The sequence below is a fragment of the Pusillimonas sp. genome (assembly GCF_029263785.1).
Lineage (GTDB): Bacteria > Pseudomonadota > Gammaproteobacteria > Burkholderiales > Burkholderiaceae_B > Pusillimonas.
Genome location: NZ_JAJUFE010000003.1, coordinates 1 through 19,630, shown reverse-complemented (window position 1 = coordinate 19,630; position 19,630 = coordinate 1). Strand labels below are relative to the sequence as shown.

The 19,630-nt window shown below is 57.1% G+C and carries 20 protein-coding genes; 8 read left to right on the top strand and 12 right to left on the bottom strand.

The window, feature by feature from the left end:
- Window positions 1-26 precede the first annotated feature (26 nt).
- The 4 genes from Q1J88_RS01355 to lon all read left to right on the top strand — a co-directional run bounded on the left by Q1J88_RS01355 (window position 27) and on the right by lon (window position 5,660).
- Window positions 27-971 carry a hypothetical protein gene (locus Q1J88_RS01355; RefSeq protein ID WP_301115604.1) on the top strand — a complete coding sequence of 315 codons (945 nt, stop codon included), beginning with the start codon at window positions 27-29 and terminating at the stop codon, window positions 969-971.
- A complete protein-coding gene (gene recJ / locus Q1J88_RS01350; protein WP_301115693.1) occupies window positions 953-2,659 on the top strand; it encodes a single-stranded-DNA-specific exonuclease RecJ in 1,707 nt (568 codons plus the stop codon). Before Q1J88_RS01355 ends, recJ begins: the two co-directional genes overlap by 19 nt.
- A 140-nt stretch (window positions 2,660-2,799) precedes the next feature.
- Entirely contained in the window at window positions 2,800-3,201 is a 402-nt protein-coding gene (locus tag Q1J88_RS01345) for an Hsp20/alpha crystallin family protein (protein ID WP_301115603.1), read from the top strand.
- A gap of 47 nt (window positions 3,202-3,248) precedes the next feature.
- The gene (lon, locus tag Q1J88_RS01340) at window positions 3,249-5,660 is read left to right on the top strand and encodes an endopeptidase La (protein WP_301115602.1); all 2,412 of its coding nucleotides are present in this window, start codon (window positions 3,249-3,251) and stop codon (window positions 5,658-5,660) included.
- A 31-nt stretch (window positions 5,661-5,691) separates the two neighbouring features.
- On the opposite strand, the gene Q1J88_RS01335 is transcribed toward lon, so the two are convergent.
- From Q1J88_RS01335 to Q1J88_RS01325, 3 genes are read right to left on the bottom strand one after another with little or no spacing between them, the layout of a single operon-like run.
- Complete coding sequence (locus Q1J88_RS01335) at window positions 5,692-6,633, bottom strand: 3-hydroxyacyl-CoA dehydrogenase NAD-binding domain-containing protein (protein WP_301115601.1); 942 nt, start codon at window positions 6,631-6,633, stop codon at window positions 5,692-5,694.
- Between the two features lie 27 nt (window positions 6,634-6,660).
- Window positions 6,661-7,572, bottom strand: coding sequence for a shikimate kinase (locus Q1J88_RS01330; RefSeq protein ID WP_301115600.1), 912 nt, complete (start codon window positions 7,570-7,572; stop codon window positions 6,661-6,663).
- Between the two features lie 2 nt (window positions 7,573-7,574).
- Window positions 7,575-9,416 carry a feruloyl-CoA synthase gene (locus Q1J88_RS01325; protein ID WP_301115599.1) on the bottom strand — a complete coding sequence of 614 codons (1,842 nt, stop codon included), beginning with the start codon at window positions 9,414-9,416 and terminating at the stop codon, window positions 7,575-7,577.
- Between the two features lie 161 nt (window positions 9,417-9,577).
- Here Q1J88_RS01325 and Q1J88_RS01320 point away from each other — a divergent pair, with 161 nt between their 5' ends.
- On the top strand, window positions 9,578-10,201 hold the full coding sequence (locus Q1J88_RS01320; protein WP_301115598.1) for an LON peptidase substrate-binding domain-containing protein: 624 nt from the start codon (window positions 9,578-9,580) through the stop codon (window positions 10,199-10,201).
- Window positions 10,202-10,258: 57 nt separating this feature from the next.
- Here Q1J88_RS01320 and Q1J88_RS01315 read toward each other — a convergent pair whose 3' ends face one another.
- Window positions 10,259-11,089, bottom strand: a complete 831-nt coding sequence (locus Q1J88_RS01315) for a ferritin-like domain-containing protein (protein ID WP_301115597.1) — start codon at window positions 11,087-11,089, stop codon at window positions 10,259-10,261.
- 165 nt (window positions 11,090-11,254) lie between these two features.
- Here Q1J88_RS01315 and Q1J88_RS01310 point away from each other — a divergent pair, with 165 nt between their 5' ends.
- Entirely contained in the window at window positions 11,255-11,797 is a 543-nt protein-coding gene (locus tag Q1J88_RS01310; RefSeq protein ID WP_301115596.1) for a hemerythrin domain-containing protein, read from the top strand.
- Window positions 11,798-11,799: 2 nt separating this feature from the next.
- Here Q1J88_RS01310 and sodC read toward each other — a convergent pair whose 3' ends face one another.
- A complete protein-coding gene (sodC, locus tag Q1J88_RS01305; protein WP_301115595.1) occupies window positions 11,800-12,402 on the bottom strand; it encodes a superoxide dismutase [Cu-Zn] SodC in 603 nt (200 codons plus the stop codon).
- A gap of 562 nt (window positions 12,403-12,964) precedes the next feature.
- Here sodC and infA point away from each other — a divergent pair.
- Window positions 12,965-13,222, top strand: a complete 258-nt coding sequence (gene infA, locus Q1J88_RS01300; protein ID WP_301115594.1) for a translation initiation factor IF-1 — start codon at window positions 12,965-12,967, stop codon at window positions 13,220-13,222.
- A gap of 66 nt (window positions 13,223-13,288) precedes the next feature.
- On the opposite strand, the gene Q1J88_RS01295 is transcribed toward infA, so the two are convergent.
- From Q1J88_RS01295 to Q1J88_RS01265, 7 genes are all read right to left on the bottom strand, one after another.
- The gene (locus tag Q1J88_RS01295; protein ID WP_301115593.1) at window positions 13,289-13,816 is read right to left on the bottom strand and encodes a histidine phosphatase family protein; all 528 of its coding nucleotides are present in this window, start codon (window positions 13,814-13,816) and stop codon (window positions 13,289-13,291) included.
- A gap of 39 nt (window positions 13,817-13,855) precedes the next feature.
- On the bottom strand, window positions 13,856-14,377 hold the full coding sequence (gene thpR / locus Q1J88_RS01290; protein WP_301115592.1) for an RNA 2',3'-cyclic phosphodiesterase: 522 nt from the start codon (window positions 14,375-14,377) through the stop codon (window positions 13,856-13,858).
- 40 nt (window positions 14,378-14,417) lie between these two features.
- Window positions 14,418-15,266, bottom strand: coding sequence for a transporter substrate-binding domain-containing protein (locus Q1J88_RS01285; protein WP_301115591.1), 849 nt, complete (start codon window positions 15,264-15,266; stop codon window positions 14,418-14,420).
- Between the two features lie 22 nt (window positions 15,267-15,288).
- Window positions 15,289-16,062 carry an ABC transporter permease subunit gene (locus Q1J88_RS01280; RefSeq protein ID WP_301115590.1) on the bottom strand — a complete coding sequence of 258 codons (774 nt, stop codon included), beginning with the start codon at window positions 16,060-16,062 and terminating at the stop codon, window positions 15,289-15,291.
- Window positions 16,063-16,172: 110 nt separating this feature from the next.
- Window positions 16,173-17,168, bottom strand: coding sequence for an ABC transporter substrate-binding protein (locus Q1J88_RS01275; RefSeq protein ID WP_301115589.1), 996 nt, complete (start codon window positions 17,166-17,168; stop codon window positions 16,173-16,175).
- Window positions 17,165-17,959 carry an ABC transporter ATP-binding protein gene (locus Q1J88_RS01270; protein ID WP_301115588.1) on the bottom strand — a complete coding sequence of 265 codons (795 nt, stop codon included), beginning with the start codon at window positions 17,957-17,959 and terminating at the stop codon, window positions 17,165-17,167. Before Q1J88_RS01270 ends, Q1J88_RS01275 begins: the two co-directional genes overlap by 4 nt.
- A 202-nt stretch (window positions 17,960-18,161) precedes the next feature.
- A complete protein-coding gene (locus Q1J88_RS01265) occupies window positions 18,162-19,358 on the bottom strand; it encodes a benzoate/H(+) symporter BenE family transporter (protein ID WP_301115587.1) in 1,197 nt (398 codons plus the stop codon).
- A 63-nt stretch (window positions 19,359-19,421) separates the two neighbouring features.
- On the opposite strand from Q1J88_RS01265, the gene Q1J88_RS01260 reads away from it, so the two are divergent.
- The coding region (locus Q1J88_RS01260; RefSeq protein WP_301115586.1) for a DOPA 4,5-dioxygenase family protein at window positions 19,422-19,630 on the top strand (209 nt) is incomplete at its 3' end.

Genomic DNA, 19,630 nt, shown 5'->3' with positions numbered 1-19,630 from the left:
TGTTCCACAGACACTACAATTCACGCATGCACATCGTACTTCCTGGCGCGCTCCCTGGTCCTGACGCGGCGCGCGCCCTACTTTCCCACCTGGAAAAAACCGCCCCCACCTTTGTAGGGTGGCTTGCAGCCGGAAGTGCCCGGACGCAATCGGTGGATCCTGCCAAATCGGGCTGCACTGCGATTGAACAGTGGCAGCTGGAAAAAGCCGGCTTCACGCCCGACGCGAATCAGAATCTTAGCGCGGGGCTGGGTCCATTGTGGTCGGAAAATCACAAAATCGACCCTCAGGAACCCGTCTGGCTGGCCGAGCTCGTTCATATGGCACCCACGCAAAGCAGTGCAGCTTTACTGACTTCGGACGACTTGAACATTACACGAGAACAGAGTGTAGCGTTGTTCGACTCCGCACATTCCCTGTTCGAAGGAACTGGTTTCCAACTGCATCCGGATGGCGTGGCCCGCTGGAGGGTGATCCCTCCTCCAGGATTCACATTCAACAGCAGCAGTCCCTCGTTGGTCTCCACAGCATCCGTCAACGACTGGTGGCCGCAAGATGCGTCCATTCGACCCTGGAGACGCCTGTTCAACGAGATACAAATGCTGTGGTTTGATTCGCCCGTCAATGTCAGCAGGCATCGACAAGGCGAACGCCCCATCAACGGCCTGTGGCTGTTCGGTGGTGCCAGACCGAGCCAGTTACGAATGTCGCCGACCACCGATGATACGCTCAGCCATGACGCTTTGCTCGGCCCATTCCTGGCGCAGGACTGGGGTGCCTGGCTGGCAACTCTTTCACAACTCGAGACACAAGTATTCAAGCCGATGGCCAGGCATGGCCAAGCGCCGGTGCTGGTCCTGACGGGCCGCAACAGTATTGTTACGCTAACCCCCAGGCCCTTCGCTCGCCTGAGCAAATGGATGGGGCGAGGTCGTAATTCGTGGAGTAAATGGTGGTTGTCCCAAAACTAAGTACCCGCCAAGCTGACCAAGATGCCCTGAAGGCACTCGAAGCGGCGGGAATACATCCCCTTCTTTGTCGTCTGTGGGCGGCGCGCGGCGTGCGCAGCGCGGATGAGACCTTGCTCAAATGGGGCGCAATGATCCCCCCGTCGCGGCTCACGCACGTTGAAACGGCAGCACGAATCCTGGCTGATGCGATCCGGGCTGGCAAGAAACTGCTTATCATCGCCGACTACGATTGTGATGGAGCCACAGCCTGCGCTGTGGGAATTCGCGCGTTGCGAGCCATGGGCGCAGATGTCGATTTTCTCGTGCCCAATCGCTTCGAAACCGGTTACGGATTGTCTCCCGAGGTGGTTCAACTTGCCGTATCGCACCCTTCCGGCAAGCCCGACATGCTCATTACTGTCGACAACGGGATTGCCAGCGTTGATGGGGTGGAAGCAGCGCGGCAGGCCGGAATCGAGGTATTGATTACCGATCACCACCTGCCAGGACCGGTCCTTCCGGATGCCGTGGCCATAGTCAACCCCAATCAGCCCGGCTGCGGCTTCCCCTCGAAAAACCTGGCTGGCGTAGGGGTCATTTTTTACCTCATGCTGGCACTGCGTGCAGAACTGCGACGGCGAGGCGTGTACCCGGCCGACGGCGGACCAAGGCTGGATGCCCTGTCTGATCTCGTCGCGCTTGGCACTGTTGCCGATGTAGTCAAACTGGACAGCAACAATCGCCTCCTGGTGACACAGGGGCTGCAAAGGATGCGTTCAGGGCGAATGCAAGCAGGCTTGCGTGCCCTGTTTGCCGTGGCCGGTCGCGAACCGCGCCAGGCTTCCGGATTCGACCTGGGTTTTGCTCTGGGCCCTCGCATCAACGCTGCCGGGCGCCTTGCCGATATGAGTCTGGGTATCAACTGTCTGATTACCGATGACGAAAACCTTGCTCTCAAACTGGCTCGCGAACTCGACGAAATGAATCAGCAGCGGCGCGGCATCGAGGGAACCATGCGAGAGGAGGCTCTGCTGGCCGTCGAACAGAACCAGCCCGTTACAGGCGCCAGCGTCTGCGTTTATCACCCCGATTGGCATCAGGGTGTGGTTGGGTTGGTCGCTTCTCGTCTGAAAGAGACATACTGGCGCCCCACATTGGCTTTCGCCCGGTCCGAGCCCGGACAGCTGCGCGGCTCAGGGCGCTCCATTCCGGACGTGCATCTTCGCGATGTGCTGGATCTGGTCTCCAAACAACATCCCGGCATTATCCTCAAGTTCGGGGGTCATGCCATGGCAGCGGGGCTTACCCTGCGCGAAGACGCTTACGAACAGTTCCTGCGAGGATTCGACGATGCTGTCGTTCACCTAACAGGCCGAAGCAGCTTTGAACCCGTAATAGAAACAGACGGGTCGCTTGAGACCGGCTATGCCAACGCACAGGTGGCCGGCATGCTTTCAGAACAGGTTTGGGGAGCCGGGTTTCCAGCACCCGTCTTTCGCGACGTTTTCCGAGTGCAGCATCAGCGCCTGCTCAAGGACAAACATTTGAAACTTAGCCTGGAACGCAGCCATCAACGCTTTGATGCAATCTGGTTCAACCATGCGGAACTCCTGCCCGAGCACGTGGACGTCGCATACCGCCTGGAGCAAAACGTCTGGAACGGAACAGTCTCGGCGCAGTTGATCATCGAGTACGCCTGCCCCGCCTGATTTCACCATAAGTGCCAGCCATGCCGCGTCTGCCCAGTTTCACCGCGTCGCCCATGCCATGAGTCCAATTGCGAAGGTCCCCGGTTTGCTTCTATAGTTGACCATACAGCTGCCGACATGCCGATTTTGGGGACACCAACATGACGTATCGAAAATCGCCAAACCTGATGCTGGCGCAAGCCGTGCAAATGCTGGAGCAAGCCGACCGGCTTCATCGGCAATTCTTCCAGCTCAGCCCACATCCGTCGCGCGGTCCCACCTGGGAACCACCCGCCGACATTTTCGAGACTGCTACCCATCTGTCCGTCGTGGTGGCCCTGCCCGGGGTCGCTCCTGACCGGGTCGAGGTATTGATAGACGGAGGCACGCTGATTGTGGTGGGTGAGCGCCCGATGCCCGCACCCGCTTCTACACACATACGCCGAATCGAGATTCCGTACGGCCGGTTCGAACGTCGTATCGAGCTGCCTTCCGGGCAATTCGAAATACAAGAGTCCTCCTTGGCCAACGGTTGCCTGGTACTTACCTTGCGCAAACTGTAGGGCCTGCCTCTTCAAAGGTGCTTATCCAGCAATTACAAGGGAAAGCCATGGACACAAAGACGAACGATCCAATCTCGACTGACCACGCGCAAGACTCTCAGGCAGCCGCTGCAGATCAAACAGAACTCAATATTCCCGACGACGCGCTGATCATCATTCCGGTCCGCAACCTGGTCGTGTTCCCGCAGATGGTTGCGCCAATTGGCATCGGACGCGAAAGCTCGATAAAGGCGGCACAGAATGCGGCTCGCTCGGGGCGCCAGGTGGGTATCGTCCTGCAACGAGACGCCGACAACAATGAACCCATGGGGGTCGACCTTCACCGGGTTGGAACGCTTGCGAGCATCCTGCGATATGTGACAACCCCGGACGGCCAGCACCATTTGATATGCCAGGGCGAACAGCGTTTCGTCATCAAGGAATATCTGCCTGACTACCCTTTCCTGGTCGCCCGGGTGGAAACTTACGAAGAGCCCGAGACAACCGATCCCGAGATCGAAGCGCGGATGTTGCAGCTCAAGACCAGGACAGCCGATATTTTGCGCATGTTGCCACAGGCTCCGCCGGAGCTGGCCAATACAGCTGCGGGTATCACGTCGCCCGCAGTGCTGGCCGACTTTGTGTCGGGCCTGATGGATATCAAGCCCGCCGAAAAGCAGGACATACTCGAAACCTTTGATTTATTGCCGCGACTGGACAAGGTTCTTGGCTTTCTGGTGCATTTTGCCGAGGTCCTGCGTATCAGCCAGGATATCGACAAGCAGACCAAGGAACGATTCGAGGATCGCCAACGCGAAGTATTGCTTCGCGAGCAACTCAAGACAATACAGCAGGAGCTTGGCGAAACTGAAAGCAACGCGGCAGAAATCGCTGAGATTGAAGCCAATATCGAAAAGGCGCAGATGCCTGAGGAGGTCGAAAAAATTGCGCGTAAAGAATTGCGCCGCCTCAGCAATATGCCCGATGCATCAGCCGAATACTCGTCATTACGAACCTACCTCGATTGGCTGACAGAATTACCGTGGAACATCACGACCGACGAGCGCATTGATATTTCAGAGGCGCGTGAAACGCTCGACGCCGATCATTTCGGGCTCGAGAAAATCAAGCGGCGCATCCTGGAATATTTGGCTGTACGCAAGCTCAACCCCGAAGGCCGCAGCCCAATACTGTGTTTCGTCGGCCCGCCTGGCGTAGGCAAGACATCCCTGGGCCAAAGTATTGCAAAGGCAACCGGGCGCAAGTTCGCGCGTCTGGGTTTGGGCGGCGTCCATGACGAGGCAGAGATCCGTGGACATCGCCGTACATACATTGGCGCACTTCCCGGCAACATCATTCAGGCCATTCACAAGGCGGGCTCGCGCAATTGCGTGTTGATGCTCGATGAAGTCGATAAGCTGGGCGGCGGCGGAGTGCACGGGGACCCGGCAGCGGCGCTGCTTGAAGTACTTGACCCGGAACAGAACTCAGCGTTTCGGGACAACTACCTGGCGGTGCCGTTTGACCTGTCGAAAGTCATGTTCATCACGACAGCAAACGTTCTGGATGCCATTCCCGGACCGCTGCGAGACCGCATGGAAGTCATCCAGCTTCTTGGCTATACCGAATCCGAAAAGATGGAGATCGCTCGCCGTTACTTGGTTCAGCGGCAACTCGAGGCGAACGGACTTACTTCAGAACAATGCGAACTGACCGACGCTGCACTGCGAGCAATCATTCATTTTTATACGCGCGAGGCGGGGGTTCGGAATCTCGAGCGAGAAATTGGCAGTGTCTTTCGCCATGCCGCCATGCGGATAGCCGAAGGCACTGACAAGCGCGTCACCGTAGATGAAGGCGATTTGCACTCAATCCTGGGGGCGCGCAAGTACGAAAGTGAGCTTGCCATGCGCACAAGTTTGGCGGGGGTGGCAACGGGCCTTGCGTGGACCCCCGTGGGCGGCGATATTTTGTTTATCGAGGCAAGCCGGGCTCCCGGCAATGGGCGCCTGATACTGACCGGTCAGCTCGGAGACGTGATGAAGGAAAGTGCCCAGGCTGCCCTGACCTTGTTGAAAGGAAAAGCAAAAAGCCTGGGAATAGAACCGGAGAGCTTCGAGAAACAGGATATTCACGTTCACGTCCCGGCGGGTGCCATTCCTAAAGATGGACCCAGCGCGGGAACTGCAATGTTTGTGGCCCTGGCGTCGCTCATGACCGAGCGACCGGTCCGTTATGACCTTGCAATGACAGGCGAAATCAGCTTGCGAGGTTTAGTCCTGCCTGTCGGGGGAATCAAGGAAAAGGTGTTGGCAGCGCTACAAGCAGGGATTCGCACCGTGCTTTTGCCGGCGCGCAACGAAAAAGACCTTGAAGACATCCCGGAAGAGGCGCGGCAGCAATTGCAGTTTGTGTTTCTTGAAAACGTCGAGCAGGCACTGGCGGTCGCGCTAGAAGAGGCGGCCGCAAGCGTCAGCTAGGGCCAAGCTTCTTTGGGGCCCGGGGCAGAACTCAAGGCAACTTGCCCGAGGCTTTTTTTGCCGCTATCAGTTCCAGCAGGATGCGATCGCGCTCGGGTAAAAACCGGGATTCATCCGTACTGGCCAAAACCTCCCGCAGCTGCGTGGCGACTTTCCGCTTGAGGTCGGGCGTCATGGTGGGCGATCCCAGATCGTCCCACCAGTCCTGTATCGGGCCGCCCAAGTGTTCCAGCATGTGCTCGATACCACCCTGCCCACCGGACAAATGCAGGTTCATGAATGGCCCCAGCAACGACCAGCGCAAGCCTGGTCCATGAGAGATCGCTACATCGATGTCATGTACGGTGGCGACGCCCTGCTCTACCAGGTAAAAAGCTTCCCGCCACAGAGCGGCCTGCAGGCGATTGGCAATATGGCCTTTCACCTCCTTGCGAGGATTGACCGTGCTCTTGCCGATGGAACTATAAAAATCGATGGTAGCCTTTAGCGCGGCTTGGGACGTCTGGTCTCCACCGATGACCTCTACCAGCGGAATGAGGTGTGGCGGGTTGAAAGGATGCCCCAGAACAACACGCTCCGGATGCTTGCAGGCCGACTGCACCTTGCTGATCAGCAGCCCGGAGGAACTTGAGGCGAGCACGACGTCGGCCGGTGCAACGGAATCCATGCGCTGGAAAAGGTCAATTTTGAGCGTTTCTTCTTCGGGACCGTTTTCCTGAACGAAGTCAGCGTCTTTAACGGCCTCGAGCATATCTGTTTCGAAGCGCAGACGATCCAGCGACGCGCCGACGCTTACCCCGATCGCCTGCATGGTGGGCCACAGTCGCGCTACGGTTTCCCGCAGGCGTGTTTCGGCATCCGGCATAGGGTCAGTAGCGATCACATCAAGGCCACGCGCCAGAAAATAGGCCGCCCAACTTGATCCGATAACACCTGTACCTATAACGGCGACCCGTTTTATCTCCTGACGCATTGATTGACTCCGGATGGTTGTAAGGGTTCAGGCGCACAAGGCCTGCTGAAGACTGTGACCCGCAGTGGGTCGCTGCAACACCAAAGACTCGAGCTCCTGGACCAGGGTTTCCACATCGCGCCCGGTTGTATCGACGTTGGCGTGAGCCAAGGCATACAGTTTGCGACGAGCCTCAACAGCGGCGGTAATGTTGGCCAAAGCTTCTTCCTGAAGTTCGGGCGTGGCAATTCGCGCATCGTGCTGGGCCATCACGCGTCTGAAATGCTCGGACGGTTCGGCGTGCAGCCACACACAGAAAAACGTGTGCAGGATCAATTCGTATGTAGCCGGTTCGACGACTATGCCTCCGCCCGTGGCCAGAACAACTTCGGGATACTGGCCAATGACACGATCAAGACATCGCTTTTCAAGCTGCCGGAACCCTGCTTGTCCGTAAATGGAAAAGATCAGATCCAATGAGATGCCGGCTTCTTTTTCGACTTCGCCATTGAGTTCCACAAAGGGCAGCCCGAGCCGATGAGCAAGTAAGGGACCAAGAGTGGACTTTCCGGCACCACGCAATCCTGTCAGGGCAATGCGTCTGGGTTTCCTGTGCGGGGGATCTCCGTCCATCAGGGCTTTGCGAAGCTCGCGCAGTCGAGCCGGAGTCTGGCGCTTGAGCAGCTCGACAATCAGGGCATAGTCAGCGCCGTAGCGCTCATCATCAGCCAACATGCTGTCAGCGGACAAACCCAGCGCCGCCGCCAGTTTGGCAAGCACAGCCAGCGAAATGTTGCCTTCCCCGCGCTCAACACGGGACAAATATGGCAACGAAATACCGGACTCATGAGCCAGTTGCTTCATGGACATGGCTCTTGCCGCCCTCGCAGCCCGCACCCGCTGCGCGACACGTTGCTGGAGGTCAGGAACCTCGATGGAAAATGATGCTGTCGAATCCATGCTTACAACCGGATGATAAGAGGATCGGGGTCGCTTTTATACAGTCTGTCCACCAGATCGGCACGCGCCTTCAGCACGGCCGCCTGATTGATATAGCCCTTGTCGGTGATCTCGCCGCGGTCAACGGCCGGCGGGCTCGTAAGTATCATGGCACGGTCGGCGAAGGTTGAACTGCCGGTACCTGCATCCCGCAAAGCCTTCATGCCCCTGGTGATGTGGTCCAGCACCGCAGGGTGAGAAGCGACTTGCTCCAATGAAGCGTCCTCGGGCAGGTTGGCAAGCTTGCGGCATACTGCGGCATTGGGAAAGATCAAGAAACCAACAGAGTCTCGATCGTGACCCGTCACGACGATATCCTGAACTGCGGGGGCCATCATTTCTATCCCCTTGACCCGCAGCGCCCCAACACTGACCCAGGTTGCTGTCGTAAGCTTGAAATCTTCAGAGACCCGGCCGTCGAACATCAGGCCCGCCGCGGGATTCTCGGGATCAGCGAACCTGGCTGCGTCACCAATTCGATAGTAGCCCTCGTCATCAAATACTTTGGCGGTTTCTTCGGGCTGCTTGAAATACCCTGGAGTGATGACCGGCCCCTTGACACGAACTTCGAGCTTGTCGCCACTGGGAATGAGCTTGATGGAAACGCCAGGCACCGGCAAGCCGATTACGCCCGAGCGATCGGCCTGGTAGTGGCAGTCTGTTGCCAACGGAGAGGTTTCCGTCGAGCCCCAGGCCGTAACCATGGGAACGGGATGCCCGAGCTCCTGCCGCGAAAGCTCGATCAGGCCGTCCCAAAGGTGCTGGGGCAACGCAGCCGCAGCGTAAAAGATCACCTGCAAATTCGAGAAAAAATGGCGGCGCAGTTCGGCGTCGGCGCGAAGCACAGGCAATAACATATCGAACGCGCGAGGTACGTTCAGATATAAAGAAGGCGCAATGTCGCGCAGGTTTCGTACTGTCTGATCAAACAGGCCCGGAAGCGGCTTGCCACCGTCAATGTACAGGGTCCCCCCATTAGCCAGCACCATATTGAAGTTGTGATTTCCACCGAAGGTGTGATTCCACGGGAGCCAATCGAGCAAAATGGGGGGATTGTCCAGCAATAGCGGCCACACCTGGCGTTTTGCCTGCTGGCTCGCACACATCATGCGCTGGGTGTTGATGACCCCTTTGGGATAACCGGTTGAACCGGAGGTGAATAGAATTTTTCCGATGGTATCGGGCCCGACTCGAAGAAATGCCTCTTCGACCGCCGGTCCGTCGCTCCCCGTCAGCAAATCAGAGAAGCGCAGCGCAGATTCAGGTGGCGTATCGGCGTCAGATACAATCAGGTTCGCCTGATGCAAGCCTTTGATGGCCTCCAGGGCAGGTACAAAGCGCTGGACGCCACCCACATATATGAACTCCGGGTCCAGCCGCTGTATCAGGTTCTTGAGTTTGGCGAAGTCTCTGGACACCAGTGAATAGGCGGGCGACAGGGCCGCGTAAGGAATGCCCACGTGCATGCATGCCAACATGAGCAAGCCATGTTCGACGGTGTTGTCCGTAAGCACGCATACCGGATGGTCAGGACGTTTATGATTCTCAAGAAGCCAGCCCGCAATACGGCGCACCTGCCCAAGAGCGACTTTGTAAGTAACCCCCGTCCACTCGCCGGTCGGCCCGCGTTCCTGCAGGAACTTGCGATCGGGAGCGACTCTTGCCCAATGCTCAAGGTATTGCCCCACACATCTGGCATACGGCTCAAGCGAAACAGGGTTATCAAGCACCAGAACGCCGTCGGCCCGGGTTTCGACCTTTACGGCGGGGTCAGCGAACAAGCGCGCGCCTTGAATTTCGGGCATATTCACTATTGTCTCCATTGATTTTATGGCGACGCCAGCCATCGCGCCGCAGGCAGTCGGTTGCTGCCGGGATACAAATACTATACGCAACTCGCTGCCGCCTAACAATTTATAGTTAACCCCTAGACCGCTCTCAAGTTTCTTTTCGAAGGCATCTTTTCATGGAAGAAATCCCTTTATTCCCTCTCGGCCGCGCACTTTTTCCTGATGGTGTCCTGCACTTGCGCGTATTCGAAGTTCGATACCTGAACATGATTCGACGCTGCATCGATGAGGGGAAGGAATTCGGGGTAGTCGGCCTGCTTGAAGGTCGCGAGGTCAGATCGCCCGAAGGGGTAGAGAAACTCAGCAATGCCGGAACCATGGCGCGTATTGATGCTTGGCATGCACCCATTCCTGCCTTGATTCACTTGCGGTGCATTGGAACCTCCCCGTTCGAACTGCAGGACAGCCGTCAGGAAAAGTTTGGTCTATGGATGGGCCGGAGCACCCCTCTGGCAACTGACTCTCCCGTAGCGATCCCATCGTCTCTGCAAGCTTGTGCTGACGCCTTGGGCCGTGTCATAGCGCGTCTTCAGCAAGAGGGAACGCCGGCGGACGCCATGCCGATCTGCCCCCCGTTCCGGTTGGATGAGTGCGGCTGGGTAGCCGACCGCTGGGCCGAAATGCTTCCATTGACTGCCCTTCAGCGTCAGCACCTGCTTCATATGCGAGATCCGCAGGCGCGCCTGGAGCGCATTCAGAAATATCTCCTGCTGCAGGGTGTGTTGGGGCCCGGCGCGTAAGCGCAATAAACAGATCCGGGGGCCATTGAAGCCGACTCGCCGGCCGGTAGAAAGTATTTAGCGAAGCAACAGGCTGGCTGCCCGTGACAAGGGCCCTTCGATGACGTGATTTACGCGTGCGGGCAGACCCAACGGCCGCAGCACCATCTTGGCCGCCATGCTGACCGGATAGTGTTGCTTGACGGCCTTGCCCAGCCCTGACATCATTTTTTTGAAGGCTTGCCTGTCCCGGGTTCGGTCGGCACCCGGATGGCGGTGTGCATAGACATGCCACAAAGCGACTTCTGCATCAGAATTACGCGCTTCGACCACGCGCCGACGAATGGCACCCAAGACGCGCCAACGGCTTGGCGACTCGTGCTGGCAATAGTGCTTGTAGTACTGAAAGAAATGCTTGTAATGGCCCACCTCTTCGGCCCGGATCCGGGCGGCGATTCCGGTCAGTACCGGCTCGGTGGAATGCTGGCTCAGCGCTGTATAGAACGTGGCGGTGCCGGTCTCGACCACACATCGTGCCACCATTTCGAGGCCTCGTGTAGGTTCGAATTCCTCCATCGTGCACATGCTGGAGTACTCTTCAAAAAACGATCCATATGCGCTTTGCCAGTCGAATTCCGGCCACACTTTCAATGCGTAATCTCGCAGCGAATACCCGTGCCGCATCTCTTCGTGCTGCCAATGATCTTCCAACCAACGCACAACGTCGTCATCGCCCGAAAAATGCTGGATCAGATTGCTGGTGTACAGATCTGAAGCAATCTCGATAAAAGATGCGCTGGTTACCAGATAGAAAAGGTCTTCGTTCTCGCGCGCTTTTGAAACATCAATCTGCTCGAAAGGAATGTTATCCAGCCCCCATCGTGGAGCCTGAATGGTGGACTCTTGCATCGCTTGTTCCCGCGTAAATTGGTTGCGCTATGAATGGCGTGACTTTCGAATCATTGCTAGTGTACGCTTAAATCTGGACGATAAAAACGCCTGGCACACAATGGCCGGCGACCATTGCACCCGTGCTCGGCAAGCCGCTACACCCGCTCGATTCAAGGACATGCCATGACTCAATCCATTCCCGGATTCAACGCTCCCGCTGCAGGTTTTGATGAACCCATCCAGCTGCTTTCGGCATGCCACGACAAACTTCGAAGCCGCTGCGATACCTTGTCGCGCCTGCCCGCGCATATTGCGGCTCATGGAGCCGACGAGCAAGCCAGAAGCGCGGCCCAGAGCATACTGCGCTACTTCGACGGCCCGGCCCTGTTTCATCACGCGGACGAAGAACAGGACCTGTTCCCAGCGCTGCTGGAGGCCGTAGCCGGTTCCGACGCCGTGTGTATGCGCGAACTGTTTGGGCGGCTCTCGGCCGAGCATCGCCAGTTGGAAGCTCAGTGGCAGCGTCTGCGTCCCGTTCTGCTGCAAATCCAGAGTGGATCGGCAGCCGAGCTTCCCCTGGACGACGTCGATCGCTTCATCCAGGAGTATGCCGCGCACCTGATAACTGAAGATGAAGAGCTCTTGCCCATGGCGCAGCGGCTTTTGCCCACCAGCGCCCTGGACCAGATGGGCAAGTCGATGCACCATCGGCGCAACCCCGACTGAGCTTACCGGATTACCCCGCAGGCCATGCGCCCACCCCCTCCGCCAAGCGGCATGGGGTGGTCAGAGTAATTGTCGCCTCCCTCGTGCACCATCAATGCGCGTCCCTTGATCTGGTCGAGTTTTGTGAGTCGAGGAGCCAATACCGGCAACCGTGCATTGCCCTCTGCGTCAACGTACAAGGCAGGCAGATCGCCCAGGTGTCCGTCACCCCACGGGCTTGCGTGTTTCTTGGCATTATCGGGATCGTAGTGACCGCCCGCCGCACCAGCCGGTGTGACCTTTCCATCCTTTTCCAGCGGATCGCAACTGGGGTTCTGGTGAACGTGGAATCCATGCACTCCGGGCGACAGCCCTTTGAGCTCAGGCGTAAACACCAAACCGAATTCCGATTCGGACACCTTGATATTGCCAATCTCGTCAGTGATTCCTTCTTGGGACACCTTGTGCATCGTAACGGTGACATCAGCGTGTGCCGCTGTGGCAAATACTCCGCCCGATAGCAATATTGCAATCAGCGCACCTGAGGATTGTCGCGAGCGACGGCGGCGTAAAGCATTTGATCGTCTGTCTGCGGAATTAATGCGAGACGTTGCAAGTGTGTGCATGGAAATCTCCTGTTCAAAAACACGGCGCGTCGATGCATGCACGGTGCGTCGATACATACACGGCGCGTCGATACATGCCTGGGGATCAGATCAATAATGCAGCCTCGAAGGCCGCTGGAACCGTATGCCACCGTATGCCCGCATGCGACCCCATAGCGCCAACGGACCCTATAACGCCGGACCATATGGCCATATGGCGCCAGCAAACTACGTTCCCTTTGCCAGCCCCGTGACCCCCCGAAATAAAGCGAATCCGGAACCTTGACCAACGCCGCGGTATCGGTTACTATTTTTAGTTAAATAGAAGTCTTTCAAAAGACAAACCAGTTATATAGCGGCAAGTTATATAAGGGCACGTTCAAAAGCTGATATTCAGCTTTTTCGACCCCGACCTACATACGGGCCCTTCTCGATTCGCCTGCCACTACAGCCGGCGACCTTCCCTTTACGAACCGCCAGGTTCCGTCGCTTTACTCAACCTGCGCTACCCGCGCACTGAAACATTGGCAAACCGCGCCACCAGCGTGGATTTGCTGCACTGTTTTTTACAGGAGAATCACATATGGCTAAAGAAGAATTATTGGAAATGAGCGGCTCCGTTACCGAAGTCCTGCCTGATTCGCGTTTTCGCGTCACGTTGGATAATGGGCATCCCGTCATCGCCTACACTGGCGGAAAAATGCGCAAGCACCACATTCGCATCCTTGCTGGTGATAAGGTCACCCTCGAAATGTCACCCTACGATTTGAGCAAGGGAAGAATCACCTTCCGTCATCTGCCAAATCGTCCTGCCTACTCGCCCGCACGCAGGCGCAACTAAAACTTTGCTTGCCGGCGACGTCTTGCCAGGCGTTCGACCGCGCACCGAACACACCCCGCATCCGCTTTATTCTGATTGACTGGCCGGCGTGGCGTATCGTTCGAGCACACCCTGCTGCTCGCCGATGGCGCTCCAGGAATCAACGTCAAAATCAATGACTGCCAGCGAACCGGGCGGGTAATCCGCATGCAAACGGGCATATGCATTTCGTTGGGCACTGCCCACGAGATACAGCGCCAGCCGGTGCATGCCGGGGTTATGTCCCACAACAATCAGCTTCTCTTCCATTGCGGGAGCAGAACGGATCACCGTCAGGATATCGTCCGGGCCAGATTCGTAGATTCGACTTTCAAATACCGCGGGAACCACCTCTGGCAGGGATTTCTGGACCAGAGCCCATGTCTCGCGCGTGCGCGCTGACGTCGATACCAGTGCGAAATCGGGGACCAGACCGGCTCGCGCCATATAAATTCCCATGGACGCAGCATCGGTCTGACCCACCGCACTAAGGGGACGCTCATGGTCATGGATGGCGGGTGGGCGCGCCGCCTCGGCGTGGCGCAGTAAAAACAGGCGACGATTCGAACCGGACATCCAGGATCCTTAAGCACAAAGGCTAAAAGGTAACCCACCCTAAACGTCTCGACAAGCCAACAGGCGATAGCGTGGCATCGTACCGGCTTCTTGCGAGGTGGCCAGTGCAATGCGTCGGGCTGTCCAGTGTATTGGTTCGAACCCGGCACGCGGCAACGCCGCCTTTCGCGCCAAAGTAACATGGGGTACAAACCCGGCTTCTCGTCGAAATGAGACTGCGGACAAGGCTGGCATTGCCAATAGACGAACACGCAGCTCCCGCAGCGACTCCGGAACGTCTGTCATGCCTGCCCACACGACCTTTTGGCGTGCGAACTCGCCGTATGTGTTCAACGTCATTGAAATCGCGCTGAATTCAATCTGTTCAACCACGGCTTGTAAAGCAGCCAGCTGTGACATCGGCTGAACGCCCAGAAACGCCAGGGTAAGATGGAAGTCACGCGCGTGGGTGTGCCGCGCGCCCTCGAGCACGGCTTGCCTCTGTGCCAGAAGGCCGGCTGTCTGTTCATCGGGCCAAAGGGCAAAAAAAAGGCGGCCGGTTCGATCGGAATCTGAAGACATGAGCAGGCTAAATGCTTGATTAACAAACTTGCCATGTACATTAATGGCAATCAGGGACGGTCTGATCCAGATACACTTCGAACGCAATATCATGCGTCATATCTGCAATCAGTTTGCCGTAATACCCCTTACTTTGCCATCCCGCCACCAATTTGCGAAGTCGATTTGCAAGTTCCTTGCGCTGGGCAGGCACCAGAAAATATTGCGCGGAGGCGTTACCGGGCGGCAGACTTGCCGAGAACTTCTTCCATTCCGGAAAGCGCAATAATGCCTTCAGCATCGTGTCGTCATGCACTGCAGCGTCGCACTCACCGATGCGCAGGGCAAGCAAGGAGTCGGCGGGAGCTCGATAAACCTGCTCGATGGCTCCGTACTGCTGTGCAATCTTCCCGACGTATTTCCCATCTTCAGCCAGACAGACTGTCCTGCCCTTCAGCTGCGTCCACGACTTGATGTCTGTGTCGGTGCGCATGATGGCCATGGGCCGTGTCACCTGACCGGTGGCGATGGCGGTCATGGACGGAAAGACCGGGGGACTGCCCTTGGGAAGATCCGCCACGACAAAATCAAAGGTCTCGGGCGATACCGAGCTACTGCTTGCGTCGGCAGCAATGTATCGAGGCGTGCGTTGCATGCTTTTTGCTACCTCGTCCACCAGCAGTGTTTCTATGTTTTCCGGCGTTCTGACTTTGCTTCCGGCAACGAAAGGCGGAACGACGTGACGCACTCCGACAACAAGTTCACCGGCTCTTTCGCCGTCACTCTCACTGGCCACGTCGGGGCGTTGGGTCGGTGCGCCGGGCGACGCCTGGGCGCCGACGGCGCCAAGCCCACAACCTGCCAACCACACACACACGACCGTTCGCAACAGATAATTCGACATGCTCATGCCGGCACGCTCGTGCCGGTCCTTAAACGTATTGATACCGCAGCAACTTGCGCTTGAGGTTTTCCAGCAGAACCTGATCGATCAAGGTTGCGAGAATGGCAATCGTGAGAATGTTCGCCATCACGCCGGTCATGTCCGCTGTTTCACCCGCATAGGCAAGAGATCTGCCCAGGCCTTGCCCAAAGCCGATCAGCATTTCCGCAGAAATCAGGGCGCGCCATGCATTGCCAAAGGCAAGCTGCGCCCCCGTAATCAGTTCGGGCATGACTGCCGGCAGGTAGACGCGCTTGATCATTCCCCAACGCGAAGCCCCCATGACACGCGCAGCCGAGACATGCACCTTCAGGACGCTCTCGGTCGCATTCATCACCGACAAGGCAGCCGGAAAAAATGCGGCCAGTGCAATGACAACGATGATCGGCACATTGCCAAAGCCCATCAAGATGAGGAACAGCGGCACCCAGGCGATAGACGGGATCGACTGCAAGATGATGATCACCGACTTGAGCACCTCGCGGAAAAAAAACAGTACACCGCCCAGCAAACCCAGGCCTATCCCGAAGAGCAGCGCAAACCCATAGCCCAGCCCCAGCCGTGCCAGGCTGCCAGATAGAACCTGACGAAACTCGCCGGTCTGGATTTCTTCCCACAAACGCATGATGACTGTCGGTACGCCAGGCATCAGGAAGTCGGGCAGTGTCCAGGCCGCAGCCTGCCAGATCAGCAAAATGAACAATATCGCCACCGTCATCGCAGTGGCTTTCTGGAACCTTGATAATTGTGAACGTGAACTCATGAATGGCTTTAAAACAAGATGGCCGGAAGGTTACCGGCCATCTTCAGTGCGCAGCCACACAAGGCAGTTGCCGTGTGCCGCTACGCCCGGGTTGGTAAGAATCGAGCGGATTACAATTGGCGAGCTTTCTGCCAGCTGAGATCGACAATGGTGTTCACATCAAATGGCGATCCGTCACGTGTCTTGAGCGAACCCTGGCTCTGCATGATGTCGGCAATCTCCTGCATGCGGTCCAGTTCCTGGGGCGTAAGAATGGGGCTGAAAGTCTGGCTTGCGATAGCGTCGCGAATAACGTCTTCGCGTGCAATCTCACCATGCTCGAGTGTCTTGAGCTTGGGTTCGGCAATGAAATAGCCGGCGATCAGCTTTGCGCCCTCTTCCGGATTATTGGTAAGCAACTCGATGGCCTCGCGCTGGGCATCCATGGAAGCCCAGACCCCTTCCTTGTTCTTGCGCAGCGTCTCGCCGGAAGTAATGACGACCATGCAGGGAAATGGCCATACTTCGCCGATTTCGTAGATTTCCGTAACGGGAGCCACCAGCTTGGCGATGCTGGCCTGCGGTTCGAACAGGAATGCTGCGTCCACACGGCTTCCTACCAGAGACTGAACGGCAACTTGCGGGCTGACGCCCATGATATTCAGGTCAGTGGGCGCCAGACCGGCGTCCTTCAGTACCACACCGCGCAGCACGGTGTCGGCGGTGCTGCCTTCTTTTTGCGATGCAAGAGTGCGCCCTTTAAGGTCGGCAACAGTCTTGATGTTGGCATCATCGCGCACAACAATGGCGTGATATCCGTGTTGGGCACCGCCCACCACTTTAAGGTCGGCGCCACGCGACGACCACGAAGCCGCGTTCGTAAAGCCAAGGACACCCGTATCCAGCTGACCGCCCACAATAGCCTTGATCAGGTCAGTACCCGATTTGAACTCCACCAGCTCGACGTCCAGGCCGTGTTTCTTATAAAAGCCGCCTTCGTAGGCAGCCATGACCTGAGCGTCATCCATGACGCGCAGATAGCCGATCTTGAACTTTTCTGCCGCGATCGCCTGACTGGACAGCGCCAGTGCGGCCAAGGCCGGCAACAACATGCGTAAGAACTTCATACTGCAACTCCTTCAAGTGAATCCTGTGTTTGCGGTTCTGCGCCGGGGTTTTGATCATGCTCGGCATGAATGCCCAAAAGCCCCAGAATCTCGCGGCGCATATCCGCGAACTGCGACAGATCATGCGTTTTCTCGTGCTCGGACAAGGTGAATTCCTTCAATACGGTTGCCGGGCGCTTGCTGAACACCAGAATCCGGTCGGCCAAAAATAGCGCTTCATCGACGTCGTGCGTCACCAGCAACACAGTAGGACCTGCCTCGCGAATCAACTGTCGCAGAGCGTCCTGCAGAGTCATGCGTGTAAGCGCATCAAGGGCACCAAAGGGCTCGTCAAGCAGCAAAGCCTTTGGCCGGGTGATGAACGCGCGTGCCAAGGCGGCTCGCTGGCGCATCCCGCCCGACACCTGATGCGGGTAATAATCTTCGAAGCTCTTCAGGTTGACTTTCTCGAGCCATTCACGAGCCTGTTTGTCAGCCAGCTTCTTGTCAATATTCTGGAACTCCAGGGCCAATGCAACGTTTTGCACAAGCGTCATCCAGGGATAAAGAGCATTTTCCTGGAACATGAGTGTACGTTCGGGGTTTGGGCCTCGCACCGCCTTTCCGCCAGCCAGCATGGAGCCCGCAGTGGGGTGCTCCAGACCAGCCGCGATGTGTAAAAGTGTGGATTTGCCGCATCCAGAAGGTCCAACAAGGGCGACCAGCTCGCCGGAATCGATTTCGCGGCTGAAGTCCTGGACGACATTCAGATCGCCAAAGCTCTTCTTGATGTGTTTGAATTCAAGTTTCATAAGTGATTCTCGATGCGTTTGGCTCAAATGCGGCCTTATAGCCGGATGGGTATTAAACCCACGCCAAACACATTGGTTGACATATATGAAACTGTACTTTTTTAGTTGCGGTTCACGAACAAATTTTGAGGTCTTTGTTTATGCCTTGACGTTATAAAAAGAGATCAACCCCAAGCAATTTATTAATAAACCCTCTTGTCCGCTACACGGCCCGGCGCGTACGCAAGCGCAATACTCCATAGGCAAAACCGCCGATCACGACCCCCCAGAACGCCGAACCCAGGCCCAGAAACTGCATATTGGACGCCGTCGCGAGGAAGGTAATCATCGCGGCCTCACGGTTCTCTTCGTCCTGTATCGTTCCCGCAACATTACTGGTAATGGCACCTACCAGCGCCAGACCCGCGAGCACCGCAATGAATTCTTTTGGCAACGCGGTATAGAGCAGCACAATGGTTCCTGCGAACAGACCGCCGATCAAATAGAACACACCGTTGGCGATGCCCGCCACGTAGCGGCGTGAAGGATCTTCATGTGCATCCTTTCCGGTACACAGCGCGGCTGTAATCGCAGCGATCACCACGTTGATGCCACCGAACAGTGCCACCACGACCGAGGCCGCGCTGGTTGTAACGAGGATGGGTCGGGCGGGCATGTCGTAGCCCGACACTTTCAAGATAGCCATGCCTGGCAAGAATTGCCCGGTAAGACTGACCAGAACCAAAGGCAGCGCCAGGCTGAGCGTACTGTCCCAGGTCCACTCGGGCATGATGAACACGGGTGTGGCAAGCTCAAGATCCAGCGTGGACAAGCTTGTCTGTCCCATCAGCACCGCCAGTGCAATCCCCGCGATCAGTACCAGCACAACGCAATAGCGCGGCCAGAAGCGTCGAAAGACGATATATGCAGCGATCATCCCAAATGCCAGCGCCGGAGCCGTCGCGGCCGAACGAAAGGCATCAAGACCGAACTGAAACAAAATTCCGGCCATCATGCCTGACGCAATTCCCCGTGGAATACTCCGTATGATGCGATCAAACCACCCGGACACGCCGATGATGAAGAGGATCACGGCCGAGGTAATGTAGGCAGCCACAGCCTGGTTTACGGTTATGGCCGGAAACAACGTCACGAGCAGCGCTGTGCCCGGCGCTGACCAAGCGGTGACAATTGGCGTCTTGAATTTCCAGCTCAGATAAATGCCCGTGATGGCCGGCCCGATCGATATGGCCCATATCCACGACGACAGCATCTCGGTAGAAATATCTGCAACGGCCGCCGCCTGGAAGAAAATCACCGCCGGGCCGGCGTAGGCGATCAGTACCGCCAGAAAACCCGCTGCAACCGCTGATACAGACCAGTCCTTCAATAACACCTGGCACCCCCCTTTCATTTGCATTATTGTTCCGGTGCTGGTGAGCGACACCGGTTCGCTGCATTGTAACCATGCTAATGTATAAGGATGGAAACGAATTTTGATGCTCAATCGTCCAGTTGGTCCGAGCGCATTGTCGCCGGATACCACTCGCATGTGTATTTTGATGCTCACTCCGTCGAGCAAGCAAAACGGCTATGCTTCGAAGCAGCCAGGCGATTCGAACTGAAAATGGGGCGGGTCCATGAGCGGCCGGTCGGCCCTCACCCCGACTGGAGCTGCCAGTTGGCTTACCG

What these genes read in the sequence shown, in the direction of transcription:
- Q1J88_RS01355 (WP_301115604.1), top strand. Translation starts at nt 27, where the DNA reads ATGCACATCGTACTTCCTGGCGCGCTCCCTGGTCCTGACGCGGCGCGC.
- Q1J88_RS01345 (WP_301115603.1), top strand. Translation starts at nt 2,800, where the DNA reads ATGACGTATCGAAAATCGCCAAACCTGATGCTGGCGCAAGCCGTGCAA.
- lon (WP_301115602.1), top strand. Translation starts at nt 3,249, where the DNA reads ATGGACACAAAGACGAACGATCCAATCTCGACTGACCACGCGCAAGAC.
- Q1J88_RS01335 (WP_301115601.1), bottom strand. Translation starts at nt 6,633, where the DNA reads ATGCGTCAGGAGATAAAACGGGTCGCCGTTATAGGTACAGGTGTTATC.
- Q1J88_RS01330 (WP_301115600.1), bottom strand. Translation starts at nt 7,572, where the DNA reads ATGGATTCGACAGCATCATTTTCCATCGAGGTTCCTGACCTCCAGCAA.
- Q1J88_RS01325 (WP_301115599.1), bottom strand. Translation starts at nt 9,416, where the DNA reads ATGCCCGAAATTCAAGGCGCGCGCTTGTTCGCTGACCCCGCCGTAAAG.
- Q1J88_RS01320 (WP_301115598.1), top strand. Translation starts at nt 9,578, where the DNA reads ATGGAAGAAATCCCTTTATTCCCTCTCGGCCGCGCACTTTTTCCTGAT.
- Q1J88_RS01315 (WP_301115597.1), bottom strand. Translation starts at nt 11,089, where the DNA reads ATGCAAGAGTCCACCATTCAGGCTCCACGATGGGGGCTGGATAACATT.
- Q1J88_RS01310 (WP_301115596.1), top strand. Translation starts at nt 11,255, where the DNA reads ATGACTCAATCCATTCCCGGATTCAACGCTCCCGCTGCAGGTTTTGAT.
- sodC (WP_301115595.1), bottom strand. Translation starts at nt 12,402, where the DNA reads ATGCACACACTTGCAACGTCTCGCATTAATTCCGCAGACAGACGATCA.
- infA (WP_301115594.1), top strand. Translation starts at nt 12,965, where the DNA reads ATGGCTAAAGAAGAATTATTGGAAATGAGCGGCTCCGTTACCGAAGTC.
- Q1J88_RS01295 (WP_301115593.1), bottom strand. Translation starts at nt 13,816, where the DNA reads ATGTCCGGTTCGAATCGTCGCCTGTTTTTACTGCGCCACGCCGAGGCG.
- thpR (WP_301115592.1), bottom strand. Translation starts at nt 14,377, where the DNA reads ATGTCTTCAGATTCCGATCGAACCGGCCGCCTTTTTTTTGCCCTTTGG.
- Q1J88_RS01285 (WP_301115591.1), bottom strand. Translation starts at nt 15,266, where the DNA reads ATGAGCATGTCGAATTATCTGTTGCGAACGGTCGTGTGTGTGTGGTTG.
- Q1J88_RS01280 (WP_301115590.1), bottom strand. Translation starts at nt 16,062, where the DNA reads ATGAGTTCACGTTCACAATTATCAAGGTTCCAGAAAGCCACTGCGATG.
- Q1J88_RS01275 (WP_301115589.1), bottom strand. Translation starts at nt 17,168, where the DNA reads ATGAAGTTCTTACGCATGTTGTTGCCGGCCTTGGCCGCACTGGCGCTG.
- Q1J88_RS01270 (WP_301115588.1), bottom strand. Translation starts at nt 17,959, where the DNA reads ATGAAACTTGAATTCAAACACATCAAGAAGAGCTTTGGCGATCTGAAT.
- Q1J88_RS01265 (WP_301115587.1), bottom strand. Translation starts at nt 19,358, where the DNA reads ATGCAAATGAAAGGGGGGTGCCAGGTGTTATTGAAGGACTGGTCTGTA.